Annotated in this window: 15 protein-coding genes and 1 pseudogene; 10 read left to right on the top strand and 6 right to left on the bottom strand. The window is 71.6% G+C overall.

Translation table 11 applies throughout. From position 1 onward, the window contains the following. Positions 1–358 precede the first annotated feature (358 nt). Both AQJ84_RS44025 and AQJ84_RS09220 read right to left on the bottom strand, forming a co-directional pair. Positions 359–718 carry a hypothetical protein gene (locus AQJ84_RS44025; RefSeq protein WP_225877340.1) on the bottom strand — a complete coding sequence of 120 codons (360 nt, stop codon included), beginning with the start codon at positions 716–718 and terminating at the stop codon, positions 359–361. 575 nt (positions 719–1,293) lie between these two features. Further along, positions 1,294–2,628 (bottom strand): alpha/beta hydrolase, encoded by a 1,335-nt coding sequence (locus AQJ84_RS09220; RefSeq protein ID WP_053190137.1) that lies wholly within the window; start codon positions 2,626–2,628, stop codon positions 1,294–1,296. A 68-nt stretch (positions 2,629–2,696) separates the two neighbouring features. On the opposite strand from AQJ84_RS09220, the gene AQJ84_RS09225 reads away from it, so the two are divergent. After that, positions 2,697–3,314, top strand: a complete 618-nt coding sequence (locus AQJ84_RS09225; protein ID WP_030042637.1) for a TetR/AcrR family transcriptional regulator — start codon at positions 2,697–2,699, stop codon at positions 3,312–3,314. Between the two features lie 696 nt (positions 3,315–4,010). Here the strand turns inward: AQJ84_RS09225 and AQJ84_RS42110 are convergent. After that, positions 4,011–4,178: pseudogene (locus tag AQJ84_RS42110) on the bottom strand (phenylacetate--CoA ligase); the annotation flags it as partial. Positions 4,179–4,355: 177 nt separating this feature from the next. Here AQJ84_RS42110 and AQJ84_RS09235 point away from each other — a divergent pair. After that, positions 4,356–5,228, top strand: coding sequence for an alpha/beta fold hydrolase (locus AQJ84_RS09235; RefSeq protein ID WP_053190138.1), 873 nt, complete (start codon positions 4,356–4,358; stop codon positions 5,226–5,228). Positions 5,229–5,261: 33 nt separating this feature from the next. Here the strand turns inward: AQJ84_RS09235 and AQJ84_RS09240 are convergent, their stop codons facing one another. Together AQJ84_RS09240 and AQJ84_RS09245 are read right to left on the bottom strand one after the other, a co-directional pair. Then, on the bottom strand, positions 5,262–7,082 hold the full coding sequence (locus AQJ84_RS09240; RefSeq protein ID WP_030042634.1) for an alkaline phosphatase family protein: 1,821 nt from the start codon (positions 7,080–7,082) through the stop codon (positions 5,262–5,264). A 115-nt stretch (positions 7,083–7,197) separates the two neighbouring features. Next, positions 7,198–8,817: an acyl-CoA synthetase gene (locus tag AQJ84_RS09245; protein ID WP_053190139.1), complete on the bottom strand. Its 1,620-nt coding sequence runs from the start codon at positions 8,815–8,817 to the stop codon at positions 7,198–7,200. Between the two features lie 195 nt (positions 8,818–9,012). On the opposite strand from AQJ84_RS09245, the gene AQJ84_RS09250 reads away from it, so the two are divergent. From AQJ84_RS09250 to AQJ84_RS09285, 8 genes are all read left to right on the top strand, one after another. Beyond that, positions 9,013–9,813, top strand: a complete 801-nt coding sequence (locus tag AQJ84_RS09250; protein ID WP_030042633.1) for a crotonase/enoyl-CoA hydratase family protein — start codon at positions 9,013–9,015, stop codon at positions 9,811–9,813. A gap of 47 nt (positions 9,814–9,860) precedes the next feature. Next, positions 9,861–10,802: a Zn-ribbon domain-containing OB-fold protein gene (locus AQJ84_RS09255; protein WP_030042632.1), complete on the top strand. Its 942-nt coding sequence runs from the start codon at positions 9,861–9,863 to the stop codon at positions 10,800–10,802. After that, on the top strand, positions 10,799–11,824 hold the full coding sequence (locus tag AQJ84_RS09260; protein WP_053190140.1) for a thiolase domain-containing protein: 1,026 nt from the start codon (positions 10,799–10,801) through the stop codon (positions 11,822–11,824). The genes AQJ84_RS09255 and AQJ84_RS09260 overlap by 4 nt, the downstream gene beginning before the upstream one ends. Continuing rightward, a complete protein-coding gene (locus AQJ84_RS09265) occupies positions 11,821–12,987 on the top strand; it encodes a thiolase domain-containing protein (protein WP_030042629.1) in 1,167 nt (388 codons plus the stop codon). Before AQJ84_RS09260 ends, AQJ84_RS09265 begins: the two co-directional genes overlap by 4 nt. An 82-nt stretch (positions 12,988–13,069) precedes the next feature. Next, on the top strand, positions 13,070–13,312 hold the full coding sequence (locus AQJ84_RS09270) for a DUF397 domain-containing protein (RefSeq protein ID WP_030042628.1): 243 nt from the start codon (positions 13,070–13,072) through the stop codon (positions 13,310–13,312). A 187-nt stretch (positions 13,313–13,499) separates the two neighbouring features. Beyond that, positions 13,500–14,402, top strand: coding sequence for a universal stress protein (locus AQJ84_RS09275; RefSeq protein ID WP_030042627.1), 903 nt, complete (start codon positions 13,500–13,502; stop codon positions 14,400–14,402). 70 nt (positions 14,403–14,472) lie between these two features. Then, positions 14,473–15,072, top strand: a complete 600-nt coding sequence (locus tag AQJ84_RS09280; protein WP_030042626.1) for a CGNR zinc finger domain-containing protein — start codon at positions 14,473–14,475, stop codon at positions 15,070–15,072. A 55-nt stretch (positions 15,073–15,127) separates the two neighbouring features. Next, positions 15,128–15,625: a hypothetical protein gene (locus tag AQJ84_RS09285; RefSeq protein ID WP_030042625.1), complete on the top strand. Its 498-nt coding sequence runs from the start codon at positions 15,128–15,130 to the stop codon at positions 15,623–15,625. Between the two features lie 9 nt (positions 15,626–15,634). On the opposite strand, the gene AQJ84_RS09290 is transcribed toward AQJ84_RS09285, so the two are convergent. Further along, positions 15,635–17,602 carry an N-acetylmuramoyl-L-alanine amidase gene (locus AQJ84_RS09290; protein ID WP_030042624.1) on the bottom strand — a complete coding sequence of 656 codons (1,968 nt, stop codon included), beginning with the start codon at positions 17,600–17,602 and terminating at the stop codon, positions 15,635–15,637. Positions 17,603–17,698: the final 96 nt, after the last annotated feature.

The raw sequence follows: 17,698 nt of genomic DNA on the forward strand, positions 1-17,698 counted from the left end.
CGTCAGGGTGCGTCAGGGTGCGTCAGGTGGCGGGCTCTCCTTGGTCAGGGTTGGGGAGGCCAGTGACGGCTCCGGGGCGGCGGGGTGGCGCATGGCTGTGATCGAGACGGCGCCGGGCTCGGTGGGCGGTGTCCAGACGAGGCGCCAGGTGTCCGCCCACGCTGGTGTCCGAGGGCGACGAACCTGTCCGGGTGCGGCCGGTCATCGTTCGGGGCTCCGATGCCGGCGACGTACAGCCCGCCGTAGGTGATGAACCCGTTGTCGGCCGCGTCCTCACTGCTGGGGGCCCAGATGCCTGCGGCGGGGAAGGTCGTGCCGTCGTCGGCCTCGCTGGTCTCGATCTCGTACAGGGCCGTGGTCACCATGAGGCGCTCATGTCCTCGAGGAGGGCCGCCAGGAGCTCGCAGGCGTCGGTCTCGTGCGGGTCGTTGTAGGAGGCGTGGTCGCTGACGTGGAACAGCGTGTCCTTCGCGGTGACCGTGTACCGGGGCATGACGGTGGCTGCCTTGCCCTCCCGTTGTGTGCTGAGGCGTTCCGCGTCACGGGAAGCGAGCCAGGTCTGGGTGTACGGGCCCATGCGGAGCAGGATGCGGCCGGAGTTGTCCTTCCGGCGGGCTTCGACGTGGATGGCGTAGTGCGCGGGTTCCATGTCGACGTCGTCGGGGAGGTCCAGGTCCGCTGCGGGGTGGGGGAGCGGTGTGAGGGCCGGGTTACACACTTCGGGGATCTTGTCTGTCTCGCAGCGCAGCCAGCCTTGCCGGTGTAGCCGAGTTGGTGGCCGTGGAGGTAGGCCGCGGTGTGCGGGGTGTCGGGGTGGACCAGGGAGACGGCGATCAGGTCGGGACCGTGGTCCTCGCCCGGGCGGGGGTGGGCCCTTTCCACGAACGGTCCGACGCGTAAGGCGATGTCCCGGTAGAGGCCGGGGGTCCAGGGCTCCATGTCGCGCAGTGCGGCGAGCAGCGCGCGGCACTGGTCGATGGCGGCCTGGTCCTCGGGGCTGAGAGGGCCGGGCGCGTGGCCGCAGCGGCGGAATAGGTGCTTCATCGGATGGGCTCCTGCTCGGGGTTGGTGTGGGTGGGGTTGGCGGCAAGCATTTTCAGCACGCGCGGCAGGTGGACATGGAGGTGCTCGACTTCGACCTGGCTGCCGCGGTCGCGGAGTGCGCGGGCAAGGAGTTCGGTGAGGCCGGCCGCACTTTTCCGGACTAAGAGCTCGTCCTTGGCTGTAGTTCGCGCAGGGCCCAGGCGGCTTCGAGGTTTCGCCCCCCTTTGCCGGTGCCGGGCGGCAACGTCTTCATTTGTGGTCGCGCAGGAAGGTAGGGATCTCGTCGCGGGTCGGGTAGTTCGGCAGGGGGGCTGGCTTGTTCTGAAGGAACGCAGTGATGACGGCGACAGCCCGGTCGTTGTTGTCGTCGAGGCCGTTCCACATGTGGTGTCCGACTCCAGGCATGTACTGCGTGCGCTGGATGGCGGGGTCATTGGCAAGCGCGGCGGTCGCCCATTGACGGACCTGGGAGGAGCACTCGGCGATCATCAGCATCGCGGGGGTACGTGAGCGCCTCAGTTGAGGGGCGATGGAGGGTGAGTCCTTGACCGTCTGCTGGATGCGGAGGCTGGCGGCGGGACTGAAGGAGAAGTTCTGTGCGGTGTCCTCGGTGGGGATGCGGTGCGCGTCGCGCGCGCAGTAGGCGGATGCGGTGTCGCTGCCGAGGTCGGCGGCGGTGAAGGCGTTGTCGCCTTCGGCCTGCCCGATCAGTCCGGTGTCGGGGGTGAGGAGTCCGAGTCGCATGAGACCGAATGCCACGGCGTACCGGGGAACGTCCGTTGATCGCGGTCCGGTCGGTGCGGGCGCGAGGCCCCGTGCGGATGCTCGGCCCTTGTGCCCGGTGATGTGTGCGGTGGGGCCGTCCATGGGCCCGGGCTCGGCGATGATCGCCCGGTGCAGGCGTGCGGCGACGCCAGGGTCGGCTAGGGCTCGGGTGAGCACGACTCCGCCTGAGGAGAATCCGAGGATGGCGACCTTGCCCTTGTCCAGGTGGTCGACGAAGGCGGCGAGGTCACGGACCGATCTGGAGATCGTGTACTGGTCCATGGTGAGCAAGTCGCTTCGTCCGCCACCGGCCTGTTCGTAGGCGTAGACGTCGTAGCCCTGGCGTGCCAGGAGTCGCAGAAACCGGTGGTCTTGCACTGAGATGCCGCGGACGGGTCCTCCATGGAGGTACACGAACGGGACGGGATGCCGGGGCCCGGGGTTCGCGGGCGGGTAGTGATACACGGCGACCCGGCTGCCCGTGGCCAGGTTCCAGTGCTGAGTGGACACGAACGGCAGCGCGGGCGGGTACCGCCGGGCCGTCGGCACGGTCGGGATGCAGACCGTCGCCGTCAACGCCGCCGCGACGACCACCGGCAGGAACGGCACGAGCCGCGCCGGCCAAGTGCGGTGCCAGCCCCGCCACAGCGCGAGGACAGTCCCGGCCCCGAGGGTCGTCAACAATGCGGCGAGCCCCGAACCTGCCCCATCCGTGAGGGTGATCAGTGCGAGAAAGACGACGACCAGCGTCGCGACTGCGGCCAGGGCCAGCAGTAAGCGTCCGGTGAAGCGGACGAGACGTATGGCGGACGTGGGCACGGCGGACCTCCGACAGTTTCAGAACACTGTTTCAAAACGACGTTATCAAAGAAGGTAGGCTGATGACCGTGGGTAGGCCCAGAACAAACGACGAGGCCGTCAAAGAGCGGCTTGTGGAGTGCGCGACCGAGATGCTCGCCACCCGTCCGCGGGAGTCGGTCTCGGTCCGCGCCGTGGCCGCTGCTGCCGAGGCGTCGACGACGGCGGTGTACTCGTTGTTCGGTGGTAAGAACGGGCTGATCGGTGCGGTGCGCGACAGAGCCGTCGCTGGCCTGTTCCGGGACGTGTCGGCGGTGCAGACCTCGGCGGACCCTCTCGCTGACCTCTACGCGCTGGCCGTCGCCTACCGTCGTTGGGGGCGCGGACACAGTCACCTGTACACGGTGCTGTTCGGTGGTGTGCAGGCCTTCGACCCGTCGGGGGAGGTCGGTGCCAGTGACCCGATCCGTCCGCTCCTCGCGGCGATCGATCGCGCCTTGACGGCGTCCGTCCTCGCTGGCGACGCAACGGCGATCGCCCTGTCGATCTGGGCCACCCTGCACGGGCTCGTGACTCTCGAACTGGCCGGGGCCCTCGACGCCACCACGGCTGAGGCCGCATTCCGCTCGTCGATTCACGCCACGCTGCGCGGATGGACGACTGCGGAGGTGTTCCGCGGTCTTCGCCAAGCCGAACTCGCTCGGTGACAGGATCAGGCCGGTATCTGGCTCTCCCGATCCTGGTTGAAGCAGAAGTGTGTGGTCGGTGAAGACCGGCATGGCGTAGTCGGCGAGGTTGGCGATGAGTTCGCGGGCGCCGGGAGTGTTCAGGACGATGTCCTGGACCCGGGGGTTGAGGCCGTCCAGGTCGAGGATGTCGCGGGCGGCGGCCGGGTCGCGGAGGCGGTGACGGACGTCTTCGATGCGGGCGGCCGGCGGCCGGCGGCGGGACAGGGCGGCCGGAGTCGGTGTCGACGGCCGCCCCGCAGGCATGAAGGGTGTCCCGGCCGGCCAGCGGGGTCAGCGGGTCGCGAGGGCGGGGCGCTGGTCGTGTTCGGTGGCCGCGTGGTCCGAGGGCGTGGGGAAGTCGTCGGCGGGCCACTGGTGCCGGCAGGCGGGTGAGGGGCAGAGGTGTACGCGGTGACAGGTCTGGGGGTCGTAGTCGAGTCCGCGGCTGGGGCGCCCGCAGGCCGGGTTGTGGACGGGATCGGCGATGTCCTGGGTGTGGCTGTCCTGGGCGTACATCCAGGTGACGAGGAGAGCGCCGGGGGTGTCCTCCGACGCCCTGCGGATCCGCCAGTCGGTGCGGGTGGGGTAGGCGACGAACCGGCAGCAGTCGCGGGTGATGCTGTCGGCGAGGTCACGCCCGTCGAACGGGCGCAGGCTTTGGCCGCAGGTGTGGCGCCGGCAGCCGTCCGGGTGGACACCGGCCTTGTCGAAGGACTCCCGGTAGAACGGCACGTGTTCGTACGCGTGCCGCAGCGAGGCACGCAGCCGCTCCAGCTGCAGGGCCCGCAAACCCGCCCCGTCGAGCCGTTCCCCCGCGTCGAACAGGTCCGCCGCGTCCACCATCGGCACCTCGCCCTCGTCCAGCACGACCATCCGGGCGACCGATCATTCGGTCGTGGTCTTCGGGATCAGTAATCCAGGCCGGGTCGGCGCGGGTAAGACGCCTGCCCGCACTTTCTCCCGTGTCGCCGACGGACAACCCCGTTGCGGACGCCTCGGTACGCCGTCAGGATCGGCGTCATGCCGATCTTCACCGCGCCCGACGGGACCGAACTCACCTACCACGTCCGCGGCGAGGGCGCTTTGCTCGTCGTCCTGCCCGGGGGCCCGATGCGGGCCTCCGCCTACCTCGGGGACCTGGGCGGGCTCGCCGGGCACCGGCGGCTGGTGCTGCTCGATCTGCGGGGGACCGGGAACTCCGCGGTGCCGGACGATCCGGCGACGTACCGCTGCGACCGGCTCGTGGACGACGTGGAGGCGTTGCGGGCCCACCTGGGGTCGGCGCGCATGGACCTGCTCGCGCACTCGGCGGGCGGCAGCCTCGCCATGCTGTACGCGGCCCGGTACCCCGAGCGGGTGGGGCGCCTCGCGCTGGTCACCGCGACACCCTGGGCGCTGGGCATGCCGGCGACGGGCGAGGACCGGCTGGCGGCGGCCCGGCTGCGGGCGGGCGAGCCCTGGTTCGAGGACGCCTTCCCGGCGTTCGAGGCCTGGCTGACGGGGACCGGCGACTTCGACCCGGCGTTCGCGCCCTTCTTCCACGGGCGCTGGGACGAGGCTGCGAAGGAACACGAGGCCCGCGCGGACGACCAGTTCAACGACGAGGCGGGCGACGTCTACGGCTCCGAGGGCGCCTACGACCCACCCGCGACCCGTGCCGTCCTGGCGGGGCTGACCGCCCCGGTCCTCGTCCTCGCCGGCGAAGTCGACGGAGGGCCGCGTCCCGCCCTGGCCCGCCGTGCCGCGGACGTGTTCCCGAACGCCGAGTTCGCCGTCCAGCCGGGCGCCGGCCACTATCCGTGGCTGGACGACCCGGAATGGTTCGTACGCCGGCTCACCGCGTTCCTCGACACAGACGGCGCCGCTCGTGAACCGTCGACGGCGGACGTCTGACGGACGGGGCCGGGGCTGGGGAGTTCCCGGTCGTCACTGCCCGTACGCCGTCATGAAGCGGTCGCGGAACTTGTCCATGCCCCATTGCGGAGCGTTCCCGGCGGGCTTGAGGCCGTCGGTCCAGCCCCAGTCGGAGATCCTGTCCAGCACCTTCTTGTCGCGGGCGACGATGGTGACGGGCACGTCCTTGCCGGTGTCGCCCGCGGTGACGGTGGGGACCGGTTGGTGGTCGCCGAGGAAGACCAGCACCGTGTCCTCGTCGCCGTAGCGCTCGACCCACTCGGTCAGGCTGCGCAGCGAGTACTCGATGGCCCGCCGGTACTCGGTGCGCACGCGCTCGGGGTCCTTCCAGACCTCCTTGGGGTCCTCGCCCCGCTTCTTGATCTCGTGGAACACCGAACCGTCGCCGAGGTCGTCCCAGTCGATCATCTCGGCCAGCGGGGACCAGGGGTTGTGGCTGGAGGCCAGGATGATCTCCGCCATGATCGGCTCGCGGTCCTTCCTGCCGTGCTCCAGGCGTTCGAAGGCCTCCAGGCTGAACTGGTCCGGCACGGGGGTCCAGCTGAAGTACGGGCCCTGGTAACCGAGGTGCTCGGAGTCGTAGATGTGGTCGAGTCCGAAGAACTTGCCCTCCGGCCAGGCGCGGCGGACGCCCGGCACGATGCCCACCGTCCGCCAGTCGCCGGTCTTCTGGAAGTAGCTGGTGAGGGTCGCGCGGTCGCTGGTGGTCAGGCTCCGGTACCGCTGCTGGTTCTTGATCCACAGACCGGACAGGAACGTCGAGTGGGCGAGCCAGCTGCCGGCGCCGGTCACCGGCGACCGCAGCCAGGCGCTGCGCGACTCGAAGCCGGCCGACTTCAGGGTGCTGGTGCCCTCCTTGAGGACGGCGTCGATCTGCGGCGCCATGTCCGGGTCGTCGATCGCCACCCGGCCGTAGCTCTCGATGAACGTGAACAGAACGTCCTTGCCGCGCAGGCCGGTCAGCAACCGGTCGGGCGGCGTCGCGGCGAACGCGTCGACGGCGGCCTGCTTCCGGAAGACCTTGGCGTCCTTGAGGCCCGCCCGCACCTGTTCCACGCGGTTGCCGAGGAACTCGGTGTTGCCCTTCGTGGCGAGCGGGACGCCGCTGAACTGCACGCCCAGGGTCACGCAGGTGATCCAGGCGGTGCCGAGGACCAGTGTGGTGCGGGCGGCGGCGGGACGGTGGCGGACCATGAGGTTGGTCAGCCGCACCGTCGCCAGGGTGGTCAGCACGAGCAGGGCGACGAACAGGACGACGACGCCGACCACGGCGAGAACCTGACCGGTGCGGCCGAAGGACTCCCTGAGGAAGTCCGTCGCGTTCCGGAGCATGATCCAGTCCAGGACCAGGTCGAAGGGCCGGGCCAGGATCTGGTAGAAGCCCATGTCGACGAACTTCAGGACGGTCAGCAGCCCGAGGAGGACTCCCGAGACCACCGCCGCGATCCGCCGTGGCCTCGGCGGCAGCACGAGCAGCAGCGCCACGAGGAGGATCCCCTCGGCGGGGATGCGGAAGAACGCCTCGAAGTTGAGCCGTTCGAGGCGGTTGGGCAGCAGGAGCGCGAAGAGGACGAGCGCGCCGGCCAGCACGGACGTCCCGACGGTCACGCCGTGTGCCGTGCGGGGGAAGCGGCGCCGCCAGCCGAACCAGCCTGGTTGCGGGGCGCCGGATGTCGCCTCGGGCCCGGGTTCCGCTTCCTCGGCGCCGTCGTGTTCTCTCTCCCGTGCGGCGCCGGAGTCCTCTCCCGCCTTCGCCGTCACGGCGGTGTCGCCGTCCGTGTCCGCCCCGCCCTCGGTGTCCGACAGCTGACGAGAGCGAGTGAAGAGCGACACCCGGTGGTCCTTCCGTGCGGTGGTGCGACTGGCATGGCAAACGGGGCCGACGGCCCAGCCTGCCACTACCAGTACGTCCGCAGGTCACCTTCGGTTCAATCGCCGGAGTGGGTAATCACTCGTCCGCCGCCACCGCCACCTCTCGAGCCCACCGGTAGTCCGCCTTGCCGCTCGGCGACCGCCGCACGGCCTGGGTCACCACCAGCTGGCGGGGGATCTTGTACCCGGCGAGGCGGCTTCGGCAGTGCGTGCGGATGTCGTCCAGGGACGGTGGTACCGCTCCCTCGCGCAGCTGCACCACGGCCGCCACGTGGTGGCCCCACCGGGGGTCCGGCACTCCGGCGACCAGTGCGTCGTAGACGTCGGGATGGGACTTGAGCGCCTGCTCGACCTCCTCCGGGTACACCTTCTCGCCGCCCGTGTTGATGCACTGCGAGCCCCGCCCGAGGACGGTGACGACGCCCTCCTCGTCGACGGTGGCCATGTCGCCGAGCAGCACCCACCGCTCACCGTCCTTCTCGAAGAAGGTCTCGGCGGTCTTGCGCGGGTCGTTGTAGTAGCCCAGCGGGACATGGCCGCACTGCGCGACCCGGCCCACCGCCCCGACGGCCACCGGCTCGTGGGTCGCCGGATCGACCACCTGGGTGCGGGAGTTGACGCGGACGCGGAAGCCCCGCTCCGGACCAGAGTCCTCGGTCGCCGTGCCGTTGAAGCCGGACTCGGAGGAGCCGAAGTTGTTGAGCAGCATCACGTTCGGGACGAGCGCCCGGAACTGCCTGCGCACCGTGTCGGACATGATCGCACCCGACGAGGACACGCTGAACATGGAGGACATGTCGATGCCCCTCAACGGCCCCTCGAGCGCGTCGATCAGCGGCCGCAGCATCGCGTCGCCCACCAGCGACATGCTGGTGACCTTCTCCTTCTCGATCGTCCGCAGCACCTGTTCGGGCACGAACTTGCGGTGCAGTACGACCCGTTGGCCGAAGTTGAAACCGATGAACGCCGTGAGGGTGGACGTGCCGTGCATCATCGGGGGAGCGGGGAAGAAGGTGATCCCGGCGCCGCCGGCCGCGACCCGCTCGGCGAGCTCCTCCGGCTTCTTCACCGGCTCGCCGGTCGGCGCGCCACCGCCGAGCCCCGAGAAGAACAGGTCCTCCTGGCGCCACATCACGCCCTTGGGCATCCCGGTGGTGCCCCCGGTGTAGATGATGAACTGGTCGTCACCGGAGCGGGACGGGAACCCGCGCTCCGGTGATCCGGAACTCTCCGCCTCCGCGAAGCCGACCGCGGGCACCTCGGCCGCCCCCGGGGCCGGTGAGCCGACCCGGACCAGGTGCCGTAGCGCCCCGGTGTGCGGCAGTGCCGCCGCCACCCGGTCGGTGAACTCCGCGTCGAAGACCAGGGCCACCAGATCGGCGTCCCGGTAGAGGTAGACCAACTCGTCCTCGACGTAGCGGTAGTTGACGTTGACCGGCACGATCCGCGCCTTCAGGCAGCCGAGCGCGGTCTGGAGGTACTCGACGCCGTTGTACAGGTGCAGCCCGACGTGCTCGCCGGGGCGCACCCCGCTGTCGAGAAGGTGGTGGCCCACGCGGTTGGCGGCGGCGTCCAGTTCCGCGTACGTCAGCCGGCGTTCCGCGCCCGTACCGGGATGGTCGATGTACATCAGTGCCTCGCGGTCCGGGACCACGTCGACGACCGACTCGAACAGGTCGGCAAGGTTGTACTCCACCGCTCCTCCTGACCTCGGACGGCCCCACCGCCGAACAGGTTCTGGCTCTGTGGCGGTTCGCGGTCATCAGAGCAAAGGCCACGGCAACTGTGAAGGGTGCGCGGCGAAGAAATCTGACTGGGTGTCAGAAAACCCTTGAAGTGCCCACGCGCCTCCTGCAACCTGTTCTCGTTCTCTCAGAGGGGAGATGGGCAAATGGGTGGGACGGAACACCTCACCGTGCGGCGCGAGGGCGCCACACTGGTGCTCACGCTCAACAGGCCCGACGCCAGGAACGCACTCTCGCTGGCCATGCTCGTCGGCCTGTACGACGGCTGGGTCGAGGCCGACGAGGACGACGAGGTCCGCTCGATCGTGCTGACCGGCGCGGGCGGCGCGTTCTGCGCCGGCATGGACCTCAAGGCCCTCGCCGGCCAGGGCATGGAGGGTGAACGCCACCGGCACCGCCTCGAGGCCGACCCCGACCTCCACTGGAAGGCGATGCTGCGCCACCACCGCCCCCGCAAGCCGGTCGTCGCGGCCGTCGAGGGGCACTGCGTGGCGGGCGGCACCGAGATCCTGCAGGGCACCGACATCCGGGTGGCGGGCGAGTCGGCCACCTTCGGGCTGTTCGAGGTCAGGCGCGGCCTGTTCCCGATCGGCGGTTCCACCGTCCGGCTGCAACGGCAGATCCCGCGCACCCACGCCCTGGAGATGCTGCTCACCGGCCGCCCCTACAGTGCCCGCGAGGCCGCCGCCATCGGTCTGGTCGGCCATGTCGTCCCCGACGGCACGGCCCTCGACCGGGCCCTGGAGATCGCGGAACAGATCAACGCGTGCGGCCCGCTGGCCGTCGAGGCCGTCAAGGCCTCGGTGTACGAGACCGCCGAGATGACCGAGGCCGACGGGCTCGCCGCCGAACTCAAGCGCGGCTGGCCGATCTTCGACACCGCCGACGCCAAGGAGGGCGCCCGCGCCTTCGCCCAGAAGCGCCCGCCCGCCTACAAGCGCGCCTGACCTCCCGTACCAGCGCGCCTGACCTCGCGCAGAAGGAGACGTCCGCAATGCCCGAAGTCCTCGAAGCGCCGCTCGTCGTCGAGTTCCCCTTCACCCGCTCCCTGGGCCCCGTCCAGAGCGCCTTCCTCACCGGCCTGCGCGAACGCGTCGTCCTCGGGGTGCGGACCGGCGACGGCCGGATCCTGGTGCCGCCCGTCGAGTACGACCCCGTCACCGCCGAGGAGATCCGTGACCTGGTCGAGGTCGCCCCCACCGGCACCGTCACCACCTGGGCCTGGAACCACGCCCCCCGCCGCGGCCAGCCACTCGACACCCCCTTCGCCTGGGCCCTGGTCCGCCTCGACGGCGCCGACACCGCCCTCCTGCACGCCCTCGACGCCCCCGGCCCCGACGCCGTGCGCACCGGGATGCGCGTGCGCGTGCGCTGGGCCGGCGAACGCACCGGCGCCGTCACCGACATCGCGTGCTTCGAGCCGTACGACGGTGACCCGGCCCAGCCATCCGGCCACACCGGCGACTTCGAGAACCCGGTCACCGGCATCGTCGCCCCGGCCCGACTCGACTACACCTACTCGCCAGGCCGGGCCCAGACCGACTACCTCCACGCCCTCTCCGACCGGCGGATGGTCGGCGAGCGCTGCCCTTCCTGCCGCAAGGTGTACGTCCCGCCGAGGGGGGCGTGCCCCACCTGTGGCGTGGCCACATCGGAACAGGTGGACGTGGGGCCCCGCGGCACGGTCACCACGTTCTGCATCGTCAACATCAAGGCCAGGAACCTCGACATCGAGGTGCCCTACGTCTACGCCCACATCGCCCTGGACGGCGCCGACCTCGCCCTGCACGGCCGTATCGGAGGCATCCCCTACGACCAGGTGCGCATGGGACTGCGGGTCGAACCCGTGTGGACGGAGGGTGCCCGCCACCCCGACCACTACCGGCCCACCGGCGAGCCCGACGCGGACTACGAGACGTACAAGGAGCTGCTGTGACGCGTGAGATTGCCGTGGTGGCCTTCGCCCGGACCGACCACCGGCGCGGCGCCGACGAGCTCTCCGAGGTGGAGATGCTTATGCCGGTCCTGCACGAAGTGCTCGACCGCACCGGCCTCAAGACCGCCGACATCGGTTTCACCTGCTCCGGCTCCTGCGACTACCTGGCCGGCCGCGCCTTCTCCTTCACCCTCGCCCTCGACGGGGTCGGCGCCTGGCCGCCGATCTCCGAGTCCCACGTCGAGATGGACGGCGCCTGGGCGCTGTACGAGGCGTGGACCAAGCTGCTGGCCGGCGACGCCGACACCGCCCTCGTGTACTCCTACGGCAAGTCGACACCCGGCTCCGTCCGCGACGTCCTGACCCGCCAGCTCGACCCGTACTACGTGGCGCCCCTGTGGCCGGACTCCGTCGCCCTCGCCGCCCTCCAGGCCCAGGCCCTCATCGACGCCGGCGACACGGACGAGCCGGCACTGGCCGCGGTGGCGGCCCGGAGCCGTGGCTCCCGGGCCGACGCGGCGCCGCAGGGGGACTACGTCGTACGACCCCTGCGCACCGGCGACTGCCCGCCCGTCGTCGACGGAGCCGCCGCGGTCGTCCTCGCGGCCGGGGACCGGGCCCGGGAACTGTGCGAGCGTCCCGCCTGGATCCGCGGCATCGACCACCGCATCGAGGCACACGCCCTCGGCGTCCGCGACCTCACCGACTCGCCCTCCACCCGTCTCGCCGCGGAGCGGGCGGGCGCCTTCCGGCGGCCCGTCGACACCGCGGAACTGCACGCGCCCTTCAGTTCGCAGGAGGTCGTGCTGCGCAAGGCGCTTCGGCTGGACGACGGCGTACGGGTCAACCCCTCCGGCGGCGCCCTCGCCGCCAACCCGGTCATGGCCGCCGGGCTCGTCCGCATCGGCGAGGCCGCCGCCGGTATCCACCGGGGCCGGTCCGACCGCGCCCTCGCCCACGCCACCTCCGGCCCCTGTCTCCAGCAGAACCTGGTCGCCGTACTCGAAGGGGATCCACGATGAGCAAGGAGCCCGTGGCCGTCGTAGGGATCGGCCAGACCCGGCACGTGGCCGCGCGCCGGGACGTCTCCATCGCGGGGCTCGTGCGGGAGGCCGCGCAAAGGGCCCTGGAAGACGCCGAGTTGACCTGGGCGGACGTCGACGCCGTCGTCATCGGCAAGGCGCCCGACTTCTTCGAGGGCGTGATGATGCCGGAGCTGTACCTCGCCGACGCGTTGGGCGCCGTCGGCAAGCCCATGCTCCGGGTGCACACGGCGGGCTCGGTCGGCGGCTCGACCGCGCTGGTCGCCGCCAACCTGGTCGCCGCCCGCGTCCACGGCACGGTGCTGACGTTGGCCTTCGAAAAACAGTCCGAGTCCAACGCCATGTGGGGGCTGTCCCTGCCGATCCCCTTCCAGCAGCCGCTGCTGGCCGGCGCCGGCGGCTTCTTCGCCCCGCACGTGCGCGCGTACATGCGACGCAGCGGCGCCCCCGACACGGTCGGCTCGTTGGTCGCCTACAAGGACCGGCGCAACGCGCTGCGAAACCCCTACGCGCACCTGCACGAGCACGACATCACCCTGGAGAAGGTCCAGGCCTCGCCCATGCTCTGGGACCCGATCCGCTACTCGGAGACCTGCCCGTCCTCCGACGGCGCCTGCGCGATGGTCCTCACCGACCGGGCCGGAGCCGCCCGCGCCCCGCGTCCGGTCGCCTGGATGCACGGCGGCGCGATGCGCAGCGAACCCACCCTCTTCGCCGGCAAGGACTGCGTGTCGCCGCAGGCCGGCAAGGACTGCGCGGCCGACGTGTACCGGCAGGCCGGGATCGCCGACCCGCGCCGGGAGATCGACGCCGTCGAGATGTACGTGCCGTTCTCCTGGTACGAGCCCATGTGGCTGGAGAACCTCGGCTTCGCAGACGAGGGCGAGGGCTGGAAGCTCACCGAGTCCGGCGTGACCGAACTGGACGGAGACCTGCCCGTCGACATGTCCGGCGGCGTCCTGTCGACCAATCCCATCGGTGCCTCCGGCATGATCCGGTTCGCGGAGGCCGCGCTCCAGGTGCGCGGGCTGGCCGGGGAACACCAGGTCGAGGGCGCCCGGCGGGTGCTGGGGCACGCCTACGGCGGCGGATCGCAGTTCTTCTCCATGTGGCTCGTGGGGTCCGAGCCCCCCGCCTCCTGAAAGTCCCCCTCACGTGGCCTGTTGGGGCCCGGAACCGATCGCTAGGCTGGCCGCGGACGACGCAATCGGGAGGAGCACGGACGTGGCCGAGACCACCATCCAGCAGCAGCCGCTCGTGGGCTGGGACAAGCCCGAGCTGGACCTCAGCAAGGCCGACTGGCACTCCAGCAGCCGTGGCCTGGGGGATGTCCAGATCGCCTTTGTCGAGGGATTCATCGCGATGCGCAACAGCGACCGGCCCGAGAGCCCCTCCCTGATCTTCACACCCGCGGAGTGGGGTGCCTTCGTGTCGGGCGCGAGGGAAGGGGAGTTCGACCTGACCTGAGCCGGCCGGCCGACACCGTGGACGCCGGGGGCCGTGACCGTCTGCCGTCACCCGCCGCCCGGCGGCCGATCCGGCGGTGTTCCGCCCGTTTTTCCGGACACACGACCCTGAACGCTTTCCCGGGACTCATGCCTGAGCAAGGCTGACCCCCGGAAGTGGAAGGTCGCAATCCGGAGGTGGGTGACCCATGAGCGCTCTGCCGGTGGTCGCGGCGGTCGACGGTTCGGACGACAGCCTGCGCGCCCTGGACTGGGCCCTCGACGCCGCCCGTCGGCGTGAGGCGCCCCTGCGCGTGGTTCATGTGCGGCAGTACGCGGCCTGGCGCCAGTCCGAGGTTGTGGTCGCCGGTCTTGCGGACCCGGACGGCGACCCCGTGCTCGACCAGGTGCGCGGCCGCCTGGAGGGCCGGACCGGTCCCCCGGGGGCCGAGTACGTCGCCCTGGAGGGCGCGCCCGGCGCCCTGCTGCCCGAACTCGGCGCCACCGCCCAGCTGTTGGTGCTCGGCTCCCGGGGGCGCGGCGGCTTCGCCAGCCTGCTGCTCGGCTCCAACGGCATGGCCGCCGCCCGCGACGCCGAATGCCCGGTGGTCGTGGTGCCCCGGCCCGGACGCGAGGTGTACGGCGAGGCGTCGGCCGGGTCGGGCCCCCGCGTGGTCGTCGGCCTCCAGGTGGACAGCCCCGACGAGGCCACCCTCGCCTTCGCCTTCGCCGAAGCGGCCCTGCGCGGCGCGCGACTCCAGGTCGTCGCCGCCTACCTCTGGCCGATCCACGACTGGGCCCTCCCCGGCGAACTCGCGCCCCTCATGATCGACCAGGACGTCGTCGAGCACGAGACGCGGGCCCTGGCCGAGGGCTTCCTCGCCCCGCACCGCGCCCGGCACCCCGACGTCCGCACCGACCCGTCCGTCGCGCCGGGCGCCGCGGCCGGCCACCTCGTCGCCGCCTCGAAGGGCGCCGACCTGGTCGTCGTCGGCCGCCACCGGCGCCGGCTGTCGGCGCCGGCCCGCATGATCGGTTCCGTCACCCAGGCCGTCCTCCTGCACGCGGCGAGCCCCGTCGCGGTGGTACCGCCGGCGCCACCCGGCGACTGAGACGACCTGCCCCCGCCGGTACCCGGAGACCGTGGAGCTAATGGATGTAGGCGGACCTATCATTAGCGTCATGCAGGACACGATCACCAGCGACGCCCGGCTCGTCCTCGACCTGGCGCTGACCATCCGCCACGACGGCCACGGCGGTGTCGCCGACGACCTGACCGACCCCGCCGGTCTCACGGCCTGGGTCCGGGCCCGCCCCGACGCCCTCCGGGACACCGCCGGGTACGCCGCCGACGAGGCCGCGCTCACCGCTGTCCGTGACCTGCGCGCGGCGATCCGCGCCCTCTTCGCCAGGGCCGTACGGCCCGCCGCCCCGAGCCCCGCCGACGCCGCCCGCCTCCTGCCCGTCCCCGAGGCCCTGGAGCGGCTCAACGCCGCTGCCGCCCGCACGCCCACCGTTCCCGAGCTGCACTGGGCCGAGGACGCCGAACCCGTCGTACGGCATCGGGCGGCACAGGGAGGGGGTGACCTCGGCGCGGCGATCGCGCACGCCGCGATCGCCTTCCTCGGCGGCCCCGAGCGGCAGCGACTGCGGTCCTGCCACGCGCCGCGCTGTGTGCGGTACTTCCTCAAGGAGCATCCGCGTCAGGAGTGGTGCAAGCCCTCCTGTGGAAACCGCGCCCGTGTGGCCCGCCACCACGAGCGTCACCGCGCGAGCGCCTAGGCGAGATGGACCGCCCGCACGTCATCGGGCAGGCCCGGGCACGTACCATGGCGGCATGTCGTTCCTCCGCCGCCGTAGCGCCACGCCCGCCGGGCCCGACTTCGACGTACTGGCCATGGATCCTGGCGACTGGCCCGGAAACCTGGGCGCCGGCCTGCTGCCCGCGCCGGACGGCACCTGCCAGGGCGTCTACCTCCGATACGACCTGTTCGGCGGCCGCGGCCCCGCGATGATCATCGGGAACCTGCCCGAGGGCTCCCCGGCCCGCGAGGTCACCGACGGCGAGATCCCCTTCGAGGTCGGCCAGCTGCTGCTCGCGCTGGAGAACGACGAGGAGGTCACCGTCGTCGGCAGCGAGGACGTCCCGGTGATGCAGGGCGACAACCTGCTGATCGTGCGCCGCCTCAAACTGTCGGAGAGCCGGATCTCCTGCGTGCAGTTCGACCGCAGCGACAACGTCCTGGTGACCATCGCCGCCTGGGACCGCCCCATCACCGACGACCTGTACGCCCTGCTGAAGCCGCTCCCCGCGGAGCTTTTCCAGCAGGGCTGAGGCCCTCGGCTACCCGGCCGACCGCTCCGCGCGGACGTCAGCCGCCCGCACGAACGCCACCCGGTGGCCGAACTGGATCTCGTAGTACTGATCCTTGCCGACCACGACCCTGTGGTCGGCCTCGTCGAAGGTCACCGCGTAGTAGTACTGGCCGGGCACCTTGTCACCGGCCACGTACCTCTGGCCCGCGAGCAGCTGGTACGGCAGCGGCGACACCGCCTGGGCGGGCACCCCCGCCGGGTACGCGGAGGCCTCCGGGTAGGCGCGACCGTACACGGGGATGCTCGTCAGGCCTTCCCTGGGTGTCACGAGAAGGCCGGTCGCGTTCACCGCGGCCCGGTTCTTCTTCGCGTTCTTGAACCATGCCTTCTGACCGAGATACCAGATCGCCGTCCAGTCACCCTCGCGGCCCGCGACCGCGTACTGCTGACCGGTGGAGACCCGGGAGGACAGGTCGTTGACCCCGGTGCCGGGCGTGCCGCCGATACCGACGTCCTTGATCAGGGGGTAGGTCTCACCGGGCCCGGAGTACAGCCGCACCGCACTCGAACCGTGGGCCGCGCACGGCTCGTCCTTCGCCACGCAACCCGTGAACCCCGGCTGGTTGGTGGCGTAGTCCGGGCGGATCGTCACCACGTCGGCGTCCTTGCCGGCCGTGGCCTCGAAGGGGCGGCCCAGCAGGGCGAAGTAGTGGCGCCAGTCCCAGTACGGGCCCGGGTCGGTGTGCATGCCGCCGACGGTCGCCGTGGTCGGACCAGGCACGTTGTCGTGGCCGATGATGTGCTGCCGGTCCAGCGGGATGTCGTACTTCTTCGCCAGGTACTTCACCAGTCGCGCCGACGAGCGGTACATCGCCTCCGTGTACCAGGCGTCCGGGTTCGCCAGGAAGCCCTCGTGTTCCAGACCGACCGACCTGGCGTTGACGTACCAGTTGCCCGCGTGCCAGGCCACGTCCTTCGCCTTCACGTGCTGGGCGATGTGGCCGTCCGTGGAGCGCAGCGAGTAGTTCCACGACACGTAGGTGGGGTCCTGGACCAGGTCGAGGACCCCCTCCCAGGCGCCCTCCGTGTCATGGACGACGATGTAGTCGATGTCCTGGGACCGCGGGCGGTCGCCCGTGTCGTGGTTGCCGTAGTCGCCGTCGCCGAACTCCTCGTAGGGGGCCGGGATCCACTCGCACGACACCGTCGTCGGGCACTCCGTGCCCTCGGTGTCCAGCGTGCGCAGCCCCGTGCGCGCCAGCTGCGCGGTGTCGGCGGCCAGGCCCGGCCGGGCGGCCAGGGACACCTGCTGACCCGCGTCGGTGACGCGCTGCGCGCCGGTGCGCAGCACGTCGAACACGTCGTCGGCGTACGCGGCGCCCGTCGCGGTGTCGTCGGCGCCGGAGAATCGGGCCACCGCGCCGTACCAGTCCGCCGGGTCGTCGCTCAGGGGTTCGCCGAGGTCCTGTTGGGCGGCGGCGAGCAGCGCGGCACCGCCCGCCACGTTCGCGGCGGCGTCATCGCGCAGTCGCCCGGGGGCGAGGCCGGTCAGTTCGGCCGCCCTCGGCAGGGTCCTGAGACGGGCGGGGAGGTCTGAGGGCCGGGGCATCTTCGCCTCGGGGCGCAGAGGGGCGCGGGCGCTGTCGCCGCGGGGGTCCTCCGTACCCTCGCTGTGGTGCGGCGGGGCCTCGGCGAGCGCGGTGCGGGCGTCGGTGAGGTGCATCGGGCCGTACCCGCCGGTCACGCTGGGCGCGCCGGCGTGCGCGTCCCAGCGGGACTGCAGGTAGGAGACGCCTAGGAGCACGCTCTGCGGCACCCGGTACTCGGCGGCCGCGGCGGCGAACGCCCGCTGCAGCCCGGACGCGGAGGTCCCGGCGTCGGACGGGGCCGCGCCGAGCAGCGGCACCAGCAGGGCGGCGGTCCCCACCGCGCCCGCGGCCCTTCGGAGGCGTCTGTGCCCGGCGGCTCGGTCGGTGGCGGTGGCGGATTCTCGCAATGCAGCCTCCTGGGACGGTCGAGCGCGATGCGCCGTGCGGGGCCGGGCGTCCGTCAGTGGTACCGGCTCGCCGACGACCCGTCAATGATGCCCAGG

The sequence above is a fragment of the Streptomyces resistomycificus genome, from assembly GCF_001514265.1.
In the GTDB taxonomy this organism is placed as follows: Bacteria; Actinomycetota; Actinomycetes; order Streptomycetales; family Streptomycetaceae; genus Streptomyces; species Streptomyces resistomycificus.